The sequence below is a fragment of the Klebsiella sp. HMSC09D12 genome (assembly GCF_001808475.1).
Taxonomy (GTDB): Bacteria; Pseudomonadota; Gammaproteobacteria; order Enterobacterales; family Enterobacteriaceae; genus Klebsiella; species Klebsiella oxytoca.
On sequence record NZ_KV793503.1, the window covers coordinates 88847 to 105816 of the forward strand.

Sequence of the window (16970 nt, forward strand, 5' to 3'; positions counted from 1 at the left end):
TGCTTCACCATAGCCCTCAGTTTATTTCGAAGCGCGAAAATAAAGGGAGTCAACGGTGGTAGCGGACAGTCAGCCAGGCCATATCGATCAAATAAAGCAGACCAACGCGGGCGCAGTTTATCGCCTGATTGATCAGCTTGGCCCGGTGTCGCGCATCGACCTCTCGCGCTTCGCGCAGCTCGCGCCTGCCAGTATCACTAAAATCGTCCGCGAAATGCTGGAAGCGCATCTGGTTCAGGAAACGGAAATCCAGGAGCCGGGAAGCCGTGGAAGGCCCGCCGTAGGGTTGATGGTGGAAACCGAAGCCTGGCACTACCTCTCAATCCGCATCAGCCGCGGCGAAATCCACCTCGCGCTTCGCGATCTGAGCAGCGCGCTGGTGGTGGAAGAGCAGCTGGAGCTGGCATTACAACACGTCCAGCCCTTTGCGACGCGGCTCCTCGATCACGTAGACCAGTTCTTTATTCGTCACCAAAAGAAGCTGGAGCGTTTAACCGCCATTGCCGTCACTATGCCGGGAATTATCGACACCGAGCACGGTATTATTCACCGGATGCCATTTTATGAAGACGTTAAGGATATGCCGCTGGGCGAGATTTTAGCCAATCATACCGGCGTATCGGTCTATATTCAGCACGACATCAGCGCCTGGACCATGGCCGAATCGCTGTTTGGCGCCTCCAGGGGGGCGCGCGATGTGATTCAGGTGGTTATCGACCACAACGTGGGGGCGGGGGTGATCACCGACGGTCGTCTGCTGCACGCGGGCAGCAGCAGTCTGGTTGAAATCGGCCACACTCAGGTCGACCCGTATGGTAAACGCTGCTATTGCGGCAACCATGGCTGTCTGGAAACCATTGCCAGCGTCGAGAGCGTGCTGGAACTGGCGCAGATCCGCATGGCCAAGTCGATGAGCTCAATGCTGCATCAGCAGCCGCTCAGCGTCGAGTGGCTATGTGAGGCCGCGCTGCAGGGGGATTTACTTGCCCGCGACATTATCAGCGGCGTCGGGAACCACGTTGGGCGGATTCTGGCGATTATGGTTAACCTCTTTAACCCGCAGAAAATCCTTATCGGTTCACCTTTCAACCTCGCCGCTGATATTTTATTTCCGGCAATATCTGATTGCATTCGACAACAATCGTTACCGGCCTACAGCCGACATATTGCCGTTGAAAGCACGCAGTTTTCTAACCGGGGAACGATGGCTGGTGCGGCTCTGGTAAAGGATGCCCTCTATAACGGATCGTTGCTCATACGACTGTTACAGGGTTAACATTTTTTCATATTCACACCAAAAATTGCGCTATCTCAAGCCCGCCCTCGATGGCATCGCGTAGACTTTTTCCACAGTTGATTATTTCTCTCCCGTATATTTCATCAACATAACTGTGGGGTTAGTGATGTTTAAGCGTTTCTTCATAACAGGTACTGACACTTCTGTCGGCAAGACAGTCGTTTCCCGTGCGCTGTTGCAGGCACTCGCTGCCAGCGGCAAAAGCGTAGCCGGGTACAAGCCTGTGGCGAAGGGCAGTAAAGAGACGCCGGACGGACTGCGGAACAAAGATGCGCTGGTTTTACAGAGCGTGTCATCGCTGGTGTTACCGTATGATGCTGTCAATCCCATCGCGTTAAGCGAAGATGAAAGCAGCGTGGCGCATAGTTGCCCAATCAACTACGGTCTGTTGTCGGACGGCCTGCAGCGCATGAGCGCGCAGGTTGAGCATGTGGTGGTCGAAGGTACCGGAGGCTGGCGCAGCCTGATGAACGATCTGCGTCCGCTGTCGGAGTGGGTGGTACAGGAACAGCTGCCGGTGCTGATGGTGGTGGGGATTCAGGAAGGCTGCATCAACCATGCCTTGCTGACCGCACAGGCTATCGCTAACGACGGCCTGCCGCTGATTGGCTGGGTTGCCAATCGTATTAATCCGGGCCTGGCGCATTATGCTGAAATTATCGATGTGCTGAGCAAAAAACTGCCAGCGCCGCTCATCGGTGAATTGCCTTACTTGCCGCGCGCGGAACAGCGCGAACTGAGCCAGTATATCGACTTATCGATGCTCGGCGAGATGATGGCGGTAGATAGAATCCCGGCGTAACGTCCGCGACAGCACCGATGCCAGTACGCTGGCAATCAATAAACCGGGCAGTAAAACGTACTGTCCGGTCATTTCACAAATCATCAGCGTGGACATAATCGGCGCATGGGTTGTCGCCGCCAGAAACGCCGCCATGCCGGTTAAGCCTATCATTATCGCGATCTCCTGGTAATCAGGTAGCCACAGTCCCGTCAGGCTGGCGAATAGCATGCCGATCCCCAGGCCAACAAACAGCGTTGGCGTAAACACCCCCCCCGGCGCGCCGGAACCGCTGCTGGCCAGCACGGCGAGCAGCTTGCAGACAAAGACAAGAATGATAGCGCTGAAGAGCGGCGGCGAAAGCAGATAGCTTTGTACGACACTGTAGCCATTTCCCCAGACGGCCGGCGCGAGAAGCGAGAGCAGGCCGACAATAAGCCCGCCCAGCGCCAGCTGCCAGGGGGGCGACAGACGCAGCCGGACAAAGCACTGATGGCTATAGCTCATCAGCCAGATAAACAGCGGCCCGCAAAGCCCGGCCAGCAAACCCGTTGCCAGCATTAACCCATAGTGGGTCGCGCGCAGGGTGGCGTGAAACTCAACATGGTAGAGCGGCGCCGAACTTCCGTTCAGCAGATTGGTGAGCAGCAGGGCGGTTACCGCAGCAATGACGACCGGACCAAGCGACGCCAGCATCAGAGTGCCGAATAAGATCTCGGCGATAAACAGGCTGCCGGCAAGCGGCGCATGGTATGCGCTGGCCATCCCGGCGGCGGCGCCGCAGGCGACCCACAGCTTCCACTCATCTTTTGGCGTAAACCGGCGGGCGAACAGCGAGGCGGCCAGCGCGGCCAGCAGGATCATCGCCCCTTCCCGGCCAATAGCGCTGCCGGTGGTGACCACCAGCAGAGAGGCCAGCGATTTTACCAGGCTGGCCGGGGTATCAAACCTGCCGTCGCCGGTCTCGAGAGCTTCCATGTAGTCGGTTGGCGCGTGCGGACGTTCAACACTGCGGCGCTGCCAGAACCATAGCAGGGCGCCTGCGGCAAGGCCGCCCAGCATTGGCGTTAACAGCCGACGCCATCCGGGCATAGACTCAGCGGCGTTCACCAGACTTCCGCTGTCATTGCTCAGAAACAGGCTTTCCAGTCCCGCCATTGCATGGCGGAACAGGGCAACCGCGAGGGCGGCGAAGACGCCGACCAGCATGGCAATGACCAGACGGCGAAACATAACCTGGACATCAGGATAAGCGTGAAGACGATGCATTAGCGAATACGATTAGCGAAACAGATGGCTTATTTTCTCTGGATATAAAGATATAAGCAAAAGCGATAAGTGCGAATGAAGCGGAAAGGTGACATTGTCACTTGCAGGTGATGCCCGGCTGGCGGGCATCAGCTGAGGGAGTTAACGGTAGAGCGGTTTCTCGGCCACCGCACAGGGCAGCCGCGCCTGCCATTTCGCCAGCGTCTCCTGCGCCAGCTGGCCAAGAGCCTGATAAAAAGGCTGATTCGCCTCGGCCACAAATACGCTCAGAAAGCGGCCGGACCACGGGAGGAGATGCCAGGCCAGAAGCTGGTTAAAGGCCTCATCCTGAGCAGATTCGCACAGCCAGGCTGCCAGCAGTAGCAGGGTGCCAAAGTGGTCTTCCGGCTCCGAACGTTGTTCGGACAGCGCGATGCCGGTTGCCCGCATCCATTCACGAAGCGCCAGCGTTGAGTCGCCAAACAACACGCTTTCTTTATCCAGCCAGACGGAGCCCCACGGCGGCGCAGGCAGCGCCCACGGACCGATAAACAGCCGCTGCCAGGCTTCCGGTAGCGGTTCATCGTCCTCGCGAGCGAACAGCGCCGCCAGGCCGTCCGTCACCGCGTAGGGCCACTGACTTCGCCAGCTGCCGTCGCGCAGGGCCGCAACCAGCGGAGCAGCCTGCTCGCTGTCCGGCGCAAAAGAGAACAGAGCGCCCAGCGTGCGGGCGCTGAGTGCGACAGCGTCGCGGTCTTGCGATTGCATCATACCATTCCTTACAGCAGAGGGTGCCGCAGCACCCGTTTATTAACCGGCAATCGCCGTACCCACGGTCATATGGAGACCATAAAACAGGCCGCGGCCGATAAACTCGCCGAGCATCACCAGTGCCAGTCCGAGCAGCAAGCTGGCGATGCGCGGATTCTGGCGTCTTGCCAGCGGGCAGAGCCAGCAGCCGAGACCCAGCGCCAAAAGAACTAACCGCAGGATTTGTAGCCAGCCATAATAAGGCAGCAGTGCGCTGGCCTGCTGTACGGAGCTGTGGATCTCCGCCAGCTCGCTGTTTTGCAGTATGACGACCGCCAGGCTTGCCAGCAGCGCGAGCACGCTTATCGAGGCGAAAACTCTGCCGTTAAACGGCACGTTGGCTACGCGCAGCAGCAGGGCGGCGAAAAGCGGCCCGCACAGCACCATCGTCAGGAAGAATGCGGCGGTGGTATAGGCATTATACCAGGTCGGCACGGTATCAATCTGGTACACCATGGTCATCTCAAGGACGAACAGGCAGCCGAGCAGCATAGTCAGCAGGAGCCAGGCTTTCGCCAGAACCCGCGGCATTTTCCCGAGAATCGTCACCAGCCACCAGAAACCCCCGACGGCGAAAAATAGTGCGCCGCTGGCAATTTCATTGCTTAACGCCGATGATCCCACCCGGTTAAGGGCGTTAAATGCCCGCAGCGGCGAGCCGAGGTGGATGATTGATGCGAGAAAGCCAATCCCCATTATCAGCCAGATAAAAAACATGCCCCGCACCAGGCGCTGCCGGGCTTCGGAGTTGTTATTCAGCGAAAGCCAGCCCAGCCCGCTGACGATAATCGCCCCTGCGACGCTTTGCCCCAGCACCGTAAACAGCACCAGCGGCCATTCATGCCATCCGTTTCCCATTTTATACCTCCTTCGGGTTGGCCAAATAGCCGGTGGTATCGCCGCACGGACGCGCATTGGCGTTCGGTTTGATCACGATACTCGGCCTGGTGAAGTGCGCAGACGGCAGCGGAGCGACGGCGGCCAGCTGACCGTGTTTTTCGCGGAGTTCTTCGATGGGGCCAAAGTCGAGAGCCCTCAGCGGGCAGGACTCGACGCATATCGGTTTTTTACCTTCGGCGACCCGGTCATAGCAGCCGTCGCATTTAGTCATATGGCCTTTTGCCGCGTTGTACTGCGGCGCACCGTACGGGCAGGCCATATGGCAGTAGCGACAGCCGATGCATACCTCTTCGTTCACTACCACGAAACCGTCATCGCGCTTGTGCATGGCGCCGCTGGGACATACTTTCGTGCAGGCCGGATCTGCGCAGTGGTTGCAGGCGATTGACAGGTAATAGGCGAAGACGTTTTGCTGCCACACGCCGTTATCTTCCTGCCAGTCGCCGCCCGCGTATTCGTAGATGCGGCGAAAGCTGACATCAGGCGTTAAGTTTTTATAATCCTTACAGGCCAGCTCGCAGGTCTTACAGCCCGTGCAGCGGGCGGAGTCGATAAAAAATCCATACTGAGCGCTCATGGTTTACTCCTTAAACCTTCTCGATTTCGACCAGATTGGTGTGCTGCGGGTTGCCCTTAGCCAGCGGCGAAGGGCGGTGCGTCGTCAGCGTATTGATACAGGAGCCGCGATCGATACGATCGCCATTCATATTGGCATCATGCCAGGCCCCCTGGCCCATCGCCGACACGCCGGGCATGATGCGCGGGGTCACCTTGGCCGGGATCCGCAGTTCGCCGCGGGCGTTGAATACGCGCACCATATCGCCGTTCTTGATCCCGCGTTTTTCGGCGTCCAGAGGATTTAGCCACACCTCCTGACGGCAGGCTGCCTGCAGTATATCCACATTGCCGTAGCTTGAGTGGGTGCGCGCCTTGTAGTGGAAGCCGAACATTTGCAGCGGGAACTTCTCGCGTAAAGGATCATCCCAGCCTTCAAAGGTTGAGGCGTAGATCGGCAGCGGGCTAATGGTTTCGTCCTTTTCGAGATGCCAGTTTGCGGCGATCTCCGCCAGACGGCTGGAGTAAATCTCGATTTTACCCGACGGGGTTTTTAACGGATTGGCGGCCGGGTCTTTACGGAAGTCGCGATAGGCGACAAAGTGGCCGTTGGGGTCTTTACGTTTATAAATCCCCATCTTTTTCAGTTCGTCGTAGCTCGGGAGCGCCGGGTCTTTCGCCAGCATTTTCGCGTATAAATGCTGCAGCCACTGCTCCTGGGTACGGCCTTCGGTAAACTTCTGGTGGACATCCTCGCCAAGCCGTTTTGCCACTTCGCTAAGGATCCAGTAGATAGGTTTGCGCTCAAATTTGGCGGAGGTGACCGGCTGAATGAAAATGAGATAACCCATATTGCCGGCGTAATCGTTGGGAATAATATCTTCCTGCTCGACGGTCATCAGGTCCGGCAGCAGAATATCGGCATATTTGGCCGATGAAGTCATAAAGTTTTCGATAACCACGATCATCTCGCATTTGCTTTCATCCTGCAGGATCTCGTGGGTTTTATTGATATCCGAGTGCTGGTTGATGATGGTGTTGCCGGCATAGTTCCAGAGGAATTTAATTGGCACATCCAGCTTCTCTTTGCCGCGTACGCCGTCACGGGTGGCGGTCATTTCCGGGCCGCGAACGATGGCGTCAGTCCAGCTAAAGCAGGAGATGGCGGTTTTCACCGGGTTGGTCAGCACCGGCAGGCGTTCAATAGTGATGGTATAGGTGGATTCGCGGGCGCCGCTGTTGCCGCCGTTAATGCCGACGTTGCCGGTCAGTATCGGCAGCATGGCGATCGCTCGGGCCGACAGTTCACCGTTAGCCTGGCGCTGCGGTCCCCATCCCTGGCAAATATAAGCCGGTTTCGTGCTGCCGATTTCCCGGGCCAGCTTGATGATGCGGTCGGCGGGAATGCCGGTGATCCGCGATGCCCATTGTGGGGTTTTCGCCGTGCCGTCGTCACCCTCGCCGAGAATATACGCTTTGTAATGCCCGTTCGCCGGGGCATCTGCCGGCAGCGTTTTCTCATCGTAACCGACGCAGTATTTATCGAGGAATGGCTGATCGACCAGATTTTCATTAATCAGCACCCAGGCGATGCCGGCCACCAGCGCGGCGTCGGTGCCGGGGCGAATCGGGATCCACTCATCTTCCCGCCCGGCGGCGGTATCGGTATAGCGCGGGTCGATAACGATCATTCGCGCGTTAGAGCGCTCGCGCGCCTGTTCTAAATAATAAGTGATGCCGCCACCGCTCATGCGGGTTTATGCCGGGTTATTACCGAACATCACCACCAGCTTGCTGTTTTCAATATCGGAGGTGCTGTTGCCATCATTGCTGCCGTAGGTGTAGGGCATGGCGCAGGCAATTTGCGCTGTACTGTAGGTTCCGTACTGATTCAATGAGCCGCCGTAGCAGTTCATCAGGCGCATTACCGGTGAGGCGGTGGGTGACGAACGCGTCATGTTGCCGCCGACAATCCCCGAAGAGTAGTTAATATAAACGGCTTCGTTGCCATAATCTTTGACGATGCGTTTGAGATTGCCAGCAATCGTATCCAGCGCCTCTTCCCAGCTAATGCGGACAAACTTGCCTTCGCCGCGTTTACCGACGCGCTTCATGGGATAATTAAGGCGATCGGGATGATTAATGCGCCGGCGAATGGAACGGCCGCGCAGGCACGCGCGCACCTGGTGATCGCCATAAATATCCGCGCCGGTATTGTCGGTTTCGACCCAGACGACTTCATCGTCACGCACGTGTGAACGCAGCGCGCAGCGGCTGCCGCAGTTGACCGAGCAGGCCCCCCAGACAATCCGTTCTTCACCGCGCGTAGCGTCTTGCACCGCGGCGGCGGCATTGCGCAGGCTGAAAGGCAGCGATAAACCGCCGGCGGCGAGGGCCAGCGAACCAAGGGCGGTCGATTTGATTAGCGTTCGGCGGGTAAGGCCGTCGGTATGTTCCTGGTTAGACATTGCTCACTCCATGATTTTGTTATAATGGCGTAATGCCAACGCCTGCTTAATGTCGGCGTGGAGAGTGAGGGATCTTACTTAAAACGGAGTAGAGAGATCTTATCCCCGGTCAACCAAGGGATAAGACTTCTCCAGTCATGCGGTGAGGTTACTGCGCGCCGCTGTCGCGGGTGTAGATGATTTTAAAGGTATCGTTGGCGCAGTGGCCGACAACCTGCTCGCCGGGCCGATCGGGCTGGTCGTTCGGGACGATCGCCAGGCTAAAGCCCGATTCCGGGACGCCGTTGTTGATGATTTTCTGCTGAATATCGCTTTTTACCCGCTCGCAGGAATCCGGCGCCGCGAAAGCAGCTGTCGAACCCAGAAGCAGGGCCGCACAGAGCCAGGGGGATAGTTTCATCATAAACTCCTTATTGACGTTATCCAGAATTAAGCATAGCAGAAGTGGTGTAAACAATTGTATTTGCTAATATGATTGTACTATGCACAAAAGGAATCGCGCGTGAAAAAACGGTTTTTGCTGTTACTGGCTGTCGGAGCGCTTAGCGCCTGCGATGAAAAGGAAGCACCCCAGGCCTTCACTCCTGAAATGGCCAGTTTTTCTAACGAATTTGAGTTCGATCCGCTGCGTGGGCCGGTGAAAGAGTTTAGCCAGACGCTGTATGACGAACATGATGAAGTGGTGAAGTGGGTTAAAGGGCGTTTATCCAGCGAAGGGTGCTTTGACCTGTTGGCATTTGAAGACCTGGAGAACAAAACCGGCGCGGCGCTGGTGCTGGACGCGAACTACTATCTGGATGCGCAAAGCCAGGAAAAACGCCTGCGTTTGCAAGGAAAATGCCAGCTGGCGGAAATGCCTTCGGCGGGCGTGTCGTGGGAAACCGATGATAACGGATTTGTTGTGACCGCTCGCGGCAAGGAGAGCACCGCGACCTACCGCTATGATAGCGAAGGCTATCCGCTGGGTAAAACGACCACCGCTAAAGGCGAGCGTTTTACGGTAAGCTCAACGCCGTCGTCCGATCCGCGCAAAAAGATGGACTACACCGCAGTGAGCATCTTTAATGACCGCACGCTGGGCAACGTAAGTCAGACCTGCGATTACGACGACCACGACAACCCGGTAAGCTGTGAGCTTAAGGTTGTCGACGACAGCGTACAGCCTGCGCTGATCCGCCACTACACCATCAAAAGCACCATTGACTATTACTGAGCCGTCGGTTTCAGCAGCGTCTGGCCCTGTGGTTTATGCTCGGCCAGATACTGGTGCTGGAACAGGCACATACGGATGGTATTGCGATATTCACCGTTAATAAAGAATTCGTGGATCAGTTCACCTTCCACCATAAATCCGAGCTTGCGGTAGATGTGGATCGCTTTTTCATTTTCTTTATCGACGATAAGGTAGAGCTTATATAAGTTGAGCACCATAAAGCCGTAATCCATGGCGAGCTTAGCGGCGCGGGTGGCCAGTCCTTTGCCCTGATAATCAGGGGAGATGATGATCTGAAACTCAGCGCGACGGTGCACGTGGTTGATTTCAACCAGCTCAACCAGTCCGGCCTTTTCGCCGTCGCATTCAATAACAAAGCGGCGTTCGCTCTGATCGTGAATGTGCTTGTCGTACAGGTCGGAAAGTTCAACAAAGGCTTCATAGGGCTCTTCAAACCAGTAGCGCATAACGCTGGCGTTGTTGTCGAGCTGGTGGACAAAGCGGAGGTCTTCGCGCTCAAGCGGGCGGAGTTTGACGTGATAAGCGTCAGTCATGGGAATACCTGTGTGTTATAGCGAAGTTTTACTGATTATGGCGCCCGCAGGCGCCATACATTACGGAGTAATAGTGCGGCCAGTGCGGCGGTCAAGGCAGCGCAGGGTGTTAGGTTCCCAGTACGCGTTGACGTTCGCGCTCTTCTGGCAGTTGTCCTGGGCATCAAAAGCCACGTCGGCTTTATCCCACTCTTTTTCGGCGCGCTTGTTGACCTTCTGGCGTAAAGAGCGGGTGTCGTTCCACTGCTCTTTTTCCATCGCGGCCTGCTGGCGGCTCTGGGCGCTGTCGCCGGACTCAATGACCAGCTTGTCCGTTTTGGCGAACGACGATGCGGTAAAGACCATCGCGCTCAGCGCCAGCAGGGCGGTCAGACACCAGCGTTTGTTCAGTGTTGTGTTCATCACGATTTCCTTTAAGTGATCCCCGTGGTGTGAGTTTACTACATCTCCTTTCGACGGCATACCCGACAAAATAGAGTTAACGACGGCCATTATTGCGTAGAATGAGTTAACGCTTGCTCAACTTACGACGTTTTAAATGGTAAAAACCACGCTGCTTTTCTTTGCCACCGCGCTGTGCGAAATCATTGGCTGCTATTTACCGTGGCTATGGTTAAAACGTGGGGCGACGCCCTGGCTACTGATTCCGACCGGCCTGGCGTTGGCGCTTTTTGTCTGGCTGTTGACGCTGCACCCGGAGGCAAGTGGACGGGTGTACGCCGCTTACGGCGGGGTATATGTTTGCACCGCTCTGCTGTGGTTGCGTTTCGTCGATGGCGTCAAACTGAGCCATTATGATTGGGCTGGGGCGCTGGTTGCGCTGTGCGGCATGCTGATAATTGTGGCCGGCTGGGGACGCGCTTAGCCCTTCTTTTCTGTTAAAAAAGCCGGGGTAAATATCGCTATCCCGGCCTCTTTGTCTTGTGCATTAGCCCATTCCTTCTCCGTTTATACCCTCCCTGACCGCGCTGAGATAATGTGATCTGTCGCGTCTTTTTCGATCGTTATACTTGTATGGTAGTAGGTCTGATGTTTTAATTTTGTTCACTAACCGCATAGAAGTAAGGAAGAAGAAATGAAGATCGTTGCCGCTGAAGTTTTCGTCACCTGCCCGGGACGCAACTTCGTCACCCTTAAGATCACCACTGATGATGGTATCGTCGGTTTAGGTGACGCGACGCTAAACGGCCGCGAGCTGTCCGTTGCATCGTATCTGCGGGATCACCTCTGCCCGCAGCTGATTGGCCGCGATGCGCACCGCATAGAAGATATCTGGCAGTTTTTCTACAAGGGCGCCTACTGGCGTCGCGGCCCGGTCACGATGTCGGCGATTTCCGCTATCGATATGGCGCTGTGGGATATCAAAGCGAAGGCTGCGGGTATGCCGCTGTATCAGCTGCTGGGCGGGGCTTCGCGGGAAGGGGTCATGGTTTATTGCCATACCACCGGCCACTCTATTGACGAAGTGCTGGACGACTACGCGCGCCATAAAGAGATGGGGTTTAAAGCGATTCGCGTGCAGTGCGGCGTGCCGGGAATGAAAACCACTTACGGTATGGCGAAAGGTAAAGGCCAGGCCTACGAACCGGCAACGAAAGGCCAGTGGCCGGAAGAACAGCTATGGTCCACCGAAAAGTATCTCGATTTCACTCCGCGCCTGTTTGCCGCCGTGCGCGAAAAGTTTGGTTTTGACGAGCATCTGCTGCACGACATGCACCATCGCCTGACGCCGATCGAAGCGGCGCGTTTTGGCAAAAGCATTGAAGAGTACCGCCTGTTCTGGATGGAAGACCCGACCCCGGCAGAAAACCAGGAGTGCTTCCGTTTAATTCGTCAGCATACCGTCACGCCGATTGCCGTTGGAGAAGTGTTCAACAGCATCTGGGACTGTAAACAGCTGATTGAAGAGCAGCTGATTGACTATATCCGTACCACCATCACTCACGCAGGCGGGATTACAGGAATGCGCCGGATTGCCGATTTCGCCTCGCTTTATCAGGTGCGCACCGGCTCGCACGGGCCGTCCGATCTCTCTCCGGTCTGCATGGCCGCCGCGCTGCATTTCGACCTGTGGGTACCGAATTTCGGCGTACAGGAATATATGGGCTACTCCGAGCAGATGCTGGAAGTTTTCCCGCATAGCTGGACATTTGATAACGGCTATATGCACCCGGGGGAAAAACCAGGACTCGGTATCGAATTTGATGAAAAACTGGCCGCGAAATACCCCTATGAACCGGCTTATCTGCCTGTCGCACGTCTGGAAGACGGCACGTTGTGGAACTGGTAACGAAGGAAATAACAAATGAAAAGTATCGTAATTCGTCAGCCGAATGAACTGGTGATTGAAGAGCGTCCGCTCCCGCAACCTGCCGCAGGAGAAGTACGGGTTAAGGTGAAACTGGCGGGAATATGCGGTTCCGATAGCCATATTTACCGTGGACATAATCCGTTTGCCAAATACCCGCGGGTGATAGGCCATGAATTTTTTGGCGTTATCGACGCCATTGGCGAGGGCGTTACCGACAAAGCCATCGGCCAGCGCGTGAGCGTTGATCCGGTCATTAGCTGCGGTCATTGCTACCCCTGTTCCGTGGGCAAGCCGAACGTCTGCACTTCGTTAGTGGTGCTTGGCGTGCATCGGGACGGGGGGTTTAGCGAATACGCGGTGGTGCCGGCGAAAAATGCCTGGCGGGTGCCTGACAACGTTTCCGACAAGGATGCGGTGATGATTGAGCCTTTCACTATTGCGGCCAACGTTACCGGGCACGTTTCGCCGACCGACCAGGATATTGCGCTGGTATACGGCGCGGGTCCTATGGGCCTGACGACCATACAGGTGCTGAAGCGGGTGTACCGCGTTAAGCAGGTTATCGTTGTCGACCGCATCGATGAACGCCTGCAGATGGCCGAGCGTAACGGAGCGGATTGGGTAATTAACAACAGCAATGAGCCTCTGGCTGACACGCTGAAGGCGCAGGGGATCCTTCCGACGCTGATCATTGATGCGGCCTGCCATCCCTCTATTTTACAAGAGGCGGTTACCCTGGCCTCGCCGGCGGCGAGAATTGTCTTGATGGGCTTCTCGACTGAGCCTTCGCAGGTGGCGCAGCAAGGAATTACGGGGAAAGAACTGTCGATTTTCTCATCGCGGCTTAACGCCAATAAATTCCCCGTGGTCATTGATTGGTTAAAACAAGGGTTAATTGATCCGCAGGAGTTGATTACCCACGAATTTGCGTATCAACACGTTGTTGACGCTCTTGAGCTTTTTGAAAATGACAGAAAACGTTGCTGCAAGGTTTTATTAACCTTCGGGCAATAATAACAGGTGCGGACTTTGTACCCTACAATTAGAGATAATCATTATGACTACCGTTAAAAATGAGAGAACCACTTCCGATCTCATTCGTGCAGCCGTATCTGGTTGGTTAGGTACTGCGCTGGAGTTTATGGATTTCCAGCTCTATTCCCTGGGCGCAGCGCTGGTTTTCCACGAGATATTTTTCCCGGAGCAATCTGCCGCTATGGCGCTTATTCTGGCGATGGGCACCTACGGCGCAGGCTATATTGCGCGCATCGTCGGCGCCTTTATTTTCGGTAAAATGGGCGACCGTATTGGGCGTAAGAAAGTCCTGTTTATTACCATCACGATGATGGGTATTTGCACTACGCTCATTGGCGTGCTGCCAACCTATGCGCAGGTGGGGATTTTAGCGCCGGTATTGCTGGTCACATTACGCATTATTCAGGGACTGGGCGCGGGCGCTGAAATATCCGGTGCGGGCACCATGCTGACGGAATATGCGCCGAAAGGTAAGCGCGGAATTATCTCTTCGCTGGTAGCGATGGGAACCAACTGCGGTACCTTAAGCGCTACGGCTATCTGGGCGGTGATGTTCTTCGTGCTGGATCGCGAACAGCTCGTCGCGTGGGGATGGCGTGTGCCGTTCCTCGCAAGCGTAGTGGTGATGATCTTTGCCATCTGGCTGCGCCTCAATCTGAAAGAAAGCCCGGTATTTGAAAAGGTGAGTGAAGAAGGCAGTCTGCAAAATGGAGTGGCCGCTCAGGAAGGCTCCTTCAGCGCAATGCTGAAAAGTAAGTCTTTCTGGCTGGCCACGGGGCTGCGCTTTGGGCAGGCCGGAAATTCAGGGCTGTTGCAAACGTTCCTGGCGGGCTATCTGGTTCAAACCTTAATGTTTGATAAAGGTATCCCCACCGATGCGCTAATGATCAGCTCCGTGATTGGTTTTATCACCATTCCATTCCTGGGCTGGCTGTCAGATAAAGTAGGGCGCCGCATCCCTTATATTATCATCAATATTTCAGCCATTATTCTGGCCTGGCCGATGCTGTCGATTATTGTTGATAAAAGCTACAGCGCGAGCACCATTATGGCGTCATTAATCGTTATTCATAACGTCGCTGTATTAGGCCTGTTTGCGCTGGAAAATATTACGATGGCTGAAATATTCGGCTCACGTAACCGCTTTACCCGCATGGCAATCTCTAAAGAGGCGGGTGGTTTAGTCGCGGTTGGCTTTGGTCCTGTTCTGGCCGGTATCTTCTGTAATATGACCGGTTCATGGATGCCCATTGTTGTTATGCTGGTGTGCTACTCAATCATCGGCTTAATTTCTGCCATCCTGATGCCTGAAGTTCGCGATCGCGATCTGAGCTTGCTGAATGATGCAGCGGATTGCGCACCGCAGAATAAAGCGGTGGGCAACGGACAATATATTTAAGCAGCATACATTCCGCACCGAATGATGATAGCCAAAAATAACAATCTGCCGGGCCTTTAGCCCGGCATTTTTTACGCTTTTAGTGCCTGAAATAGCACGGTAAATAACCCACTCTGTCTTGTATGGTAGTTGATAAAGGTCAAGGATATCATACCGGTTGCATGAGAGGGTTTATATCAACAGCCCATTCTCACTTCACGTGGGGATTCAGAAATCATAAATATGAGAGCCACCATGGAAAATATGCTTTTAACAGCGCATGCCACGCTGCCATCCTACGATCGTAACCGTCTCGTTCCGCGCATTGTCCATCTGGGCTTTGGCGCATTTCATCGCGCGCATCAGGCCGTATATACAGATATTCTGGCGACGGAGCACGACAGCGACTGGGGTTATATTGAGGTAAACCTGATCGGCGGCGAACAGCAGATTGCCGACCTGCAGCAGCAGGATTTACTTTATACCGTCGCGGAAATGTCGGCCGATGCCTGGACCGCTCGCGTTGTTGGCGTGGTTAAGCAGGCGATACATGCCCAGGTGGATGGCCTGGAAAGCGTCCTGGCGAAAATGTGCGAGCCCCAGGTCGCGATTGTGTCACTGACCATTACTGAAAAGGGCTACTGCCACTCTCCGGCCAGCGGCCAGCTGCAGCTGGACCATCCGTTAATTGCTGCCGATTTACAACATCCTCATCAACCGAAATCTGCGCCGGGCGTGGTGGTTGAAGCGCTGGCGCGGCGCAAAGCAGCAGGACTGCCGCCGTTCAGCGTCATGTCCTGCGATAATATGCCGGAAAACGGTCACGTAATGCGTAATGTCGTCTGCGCCTATGCTAACGCTGTCGATGCTGAGTTAGCCGAGTGGATTGCGCGTAATGTCACTTTTCCCTCCACTATGGTGGACCGCATCGTTCCGGCGGTAACGGCCGATACATTAGAGAAAATTGAGCAGCTTACCGGCGTTCGTGACCCGGCGGGCGTCGCCTGTGAGCCGTTTCGCCAGTGGGTCATCGAAGATAACTTTGTCGCCGGTCGTCCAGAATGGGAGAAAGCCGGCGCCGAACTGGTCTCTGACGTGCTGCCGTTTGAAGAGATGAAGCTGCGTATGCTAAACGGCAGCCACTCTTTCCTTGCCTGGCTGGGCTATCTGGCCGGCTACCAGCATATTAATGACTGCATGCTGGACGACAACTATCGCCGCGCCGCGCATGCGCTGATGATGACTGAGCAGGCGCCGACGCTAAGCGTGCAGGGCGTTGATCTGGCACGCTATGCCGGCCTGTTGATCGATCGCTATAGCAACCCGGCGCTGCAGCACCGTACCTGGCAGATAGCCATGGACGGCAGTCAGAAGCTACCGCAGCGGATGCTGGATTCGATTCGCTGGCACCTGGTTCATGGCAGCGACTTTACGCTGCTGGCGATGGGCGTTGCCGGCTGGATGCGCTACGTCAGCGGGGTGGACGACCGGGGGCAGGAAATTGAAATTTCCGATCCGCTATTGCCGATCATCCAGCAGACTGTCCAAAATAGCGCGGACGGAGAAGAGCGAGTTAAAGCGCTGATGGGCATTGAGGCTATTTTCGGCCAGGACCTGAGCCAGGAGCCCCGGTTTGTTAATGAGGTTACGCGCGCTTATCTGTCGCTGAAAAAACACGGAGCCAAAGCGACCGTTGCCGCCTGGGCTCAGGAGAACTAAACATGGTGCCGCCGATGATGGCGGCATTACTGTTACATACCATTTCTGAACACTATTTTTATGTTCAGGGAGGGCTGTTTAAATAATAAATCTTGATCCAGATCGTTGAATATACATAACTTTATCTAACAACAGTTAAGTATAAATAATTGGCGTTTATTTTAATCTCTAAAGTATTTATTTGGGTGATTTATCATTCACCTGCTGAAGTAACTATGGCATGATGAGTTAACTTACTAAGTTTCCTCAGAAAAAAGGAGAACGGTCTATGTACAAAAAAATTTTGTTGCCAGTAGACGTTTTTGAAATGGATTTAAGTGATAAGGCGGTGCGTCATGCCGAGTTTTTGGCCTCAGCGGATGAAGGTGAAATAACGCTGCTCAACGTTCTGCCGAACAGCAGTAGCTCAATATTGCGCGGCTTTGCGGCTGATATACGTAAGTTTGAAGCCTATATGCGCGAGGAGTCGGAGAAAAAAATGAAGACGATATCCCGTCTGTTCTCGATTCCCGCCGGGCGAATTCACTCCAGGGTGGTGTTTGGCAACGTACGTGATGAAATCCTGGCGGTGAGCAGTAATGAAGAATTTGATGTTATCGTTATTGGTTCCCGTAAACCGGGAATATCAACCCATCTGTTGGGCTCTAACGCCGAGTCGATTTTACGCCACGCCAAAATACCGGTTTTGGTTGTCAGATAAT

The 16970-nt window shown here is 55.0% G+C and carries 16 protein-coding genes and 1 pseudogene; 9 read left to right on the forward strand and 8 right to left on the reverse strand.

The genetic code is table 11. The features are described 5' to 3' along the window. Window positions 1–55: 55 nt before the first annotated feature. Entirely contained in the window at window positions 56–1276 is a 1221-nt protein-coding gene (gene mlc, locus HMPREF3178_RS22880) for a sugar metabolism global transcriptional regulator Mlc (RefSeq protein WP_004102473.1), read from the forward strand. A 127-nt stretch (window positions 1277–1403) separates the two neighbouring features. Further along, complete coding sequence (bioD, locus tag HMPREF3178_RS22885) at window positions 1404–2099, forward strand: dethiobiotin synthase (protein ID WP_004102470.1); 696 nt, start codon at window positions 1404–1406, stop codon at window positions 2097–2099. Here the strand turns inward: bioD and clcB are convergent. From clcB to HMPREF3178_RS22915, 6 genes and pseudogenes are all read right to left on the reverse strand, one after another. Continuing rightward, a complete protein-coding gene (gene clcB, locus HMPREF3178_RS22890) occupies window positions 2052–3347 on the reverse strand; it encodes a voltage-gated ClC-type chloride channel ClcB (RefSeq protein ID WP_029496814.1) in 1296 nt (431 codons plus the stop codon). The genes bioD and clcB overlap by 48 nt on opposite strands. A gap of 141 nt (window positions 3348–3488) precedes the next feature. Further along, window positions 3489–4097 carry a Tat proofreading chaperone DmsD gene (gene dmsD / locus HMPREF3178_RS22895; RefSeq protein WP_017145782.1) on the reverse strand — a complete coding sequence of 203 codons (609 nt, stop codon included), beginning with the start codon at window positions 4095–4097 and terminating at the stop codon, window positions 3489–3491. A gap of 39 nt (window positions 4098–4136) precedes the next feature. Then, the gene (locus tag HMPREF3178_RS22900) at window positions 4137–4994 is read right to left on the reverse strand and encodes a DmsC/YnfH family molybdoenzyme membrane anchor subunit (protein ID WP_017145783.1); all 858 of its coding nucleotides are present in this window, start codon (window positions 4992–4994) and stop codon (window positions 4137–4139) included. 1 nt (window position 4995) lies between these two features. Beyond that, window positions 4996–5613, reverse strand: a complete 618-nt coding sequence (locus HMPREF3178_RS22905; RefSeq protein ID WP_004102463.1) for a DMSO/selenate family reductase complex B subunit — start codon at window positions 5611–5613, stop codon at window positions 4996–4998. A 10-nt stretch (window positions 5614–5623) separates the two neighbouring features. Continuing rightward, window positions 5624–8059: pseudogene (ynfE, locus tag HMPREF3178_RS22910) on the reverse strand (selenate/tellurate reductase subunit YnfE). Window positions 8060–8207: 148 nt separating this feature from the next. Continuing rightward, a complete protein-coding gene (locus HMPREF3178_RS22915) occupies window positions 8208–8459 on the reverse strand; it encodes a DUF1161 domain-containing protein (RefSeq protein ID WP_004102460.1) in 252 nt (83 codons plus the stop codon). 102 nt (window positions 8460–8561) lie between these two features. Between HMPREF3178_RS22915 and HMPREF3178_RS22920 the strand changes: the two genes are divergently transcribed. Continuing rightward, window positions 8562–9272: a YnfC family lipoprotein gene (locus HMPREF3178_RS22920; protein ID WP_017145784.1), complete on the forward strand. Its 711-nt coding sequence runs from the start codon at window positions 8562–8564 to the stop codon at window positions 9270–9272. Here HMPREF3178_RS22920 and speG read toward each other — a convergent pair. Continuing rightward, window positions 9266–9826, reverse strand: coding sequence for a spermidine N1-acetyltransferase (gene speG, locus HMPREF3178_RS22925; protein WP_004102449.1), 561 nt, complete (start codon window positions 9824–9826; stop codon window positions 9266–9268). The genes HMPREF3178_RS22920 and speG overlap by 7 nt on opposite strands. Window positions 9827–9886: 60 nt before the next feature. Beyond that, a complete protein-coding gene (locus tag HMPREF3178_RS22930; RefSeq protein WP_004102447.1) occupies window positions 9887–10228 on the reverse strand; it encodes a DUF1283 family protein in 342 nt (113 codons plus the stop codon). Window positions 10229–10364: 136 nt separating this feature from the next. Here HMPREF3178_RS22930 and HMPREF3178_RS22935 point away from each other — a divergent pair, with 136 nt between their 5' ends. The 6 genes from HMPREF3178_RS22935 (at window position 10365) to HMPREF3178_RS22960 (ending at window position 16969) form a co-directional block, all read left to right on the forward strand. Continuing rightward, window positions 10365–10691 (forward strand): YnfA family protein, encoded by a 327-nt coding sequence (locus tag HMPREF3178_RS22935; RefSeq protein WP_004102445.1) that lies wholly within the window; start codon window positions 10365–10367, stop codon window positions 10689–10691. A 210-nt stretch (window positions 10692–10901) separates the two neighbouring features. Beyond that, a complete protein-coding gene (gene rspA, locus HMPREF3178_RS22940; protein WP_004113339.1) occupies window positions 10902–12116 on the forward strand; it encodes a starvation-sensing protein RspA in 1215 nt (404 codons plus the stop codon). A gap of 15 nt (window positions 12117–12131) precedes the next feature. Beyond that, a complete protein-coding gene (locus tag HMPREF3178_RS22945) occupies window positions 12132–13151 on the forward strand; it encodes a Zn-dependent oxidoreductase (RefSeq protein ID WP_016808800.1) in 1020 nt (339 codons plus the stop codon). A 43-nt stretch (window positions 13152–13194) separates the two neighbouring features. Beyond that, window positions 13195–14571, forward strand: a complete 1377-nt coding sequence (locus tag HMPREF3178_RS22950; protein ID WP_071530302.1) for an MFS transporter — start codon at window positions 13195–13197, stop codon at window positions 14569–14571. 234 nt (window positions 14572–14805) lie between these two features. After that, window positions 14806–16269: a mannitol dehydrogenase family protein gene (locus HMPREF3178_RS22955; protein WP_004113336.1), complete on the forward strand. Its 1464-nt coding sequence runs from the start codon at window positions 14806–14808 to the stop codon at window positions 16267–16269. Window positions 16270–16537: 268 nt separating this feature from the next. Next, window positions 16538–16969, forward strand: coding sequence for a universal stress protein (locus tag HMPREF3178_RS22960; protein ID WP_004102436.1), 432 nt, complete (start codon window positions 16538–16540; stop codon window positions 16967–16969). Window position 16970 lies beyond the last annotated feature (1 nt).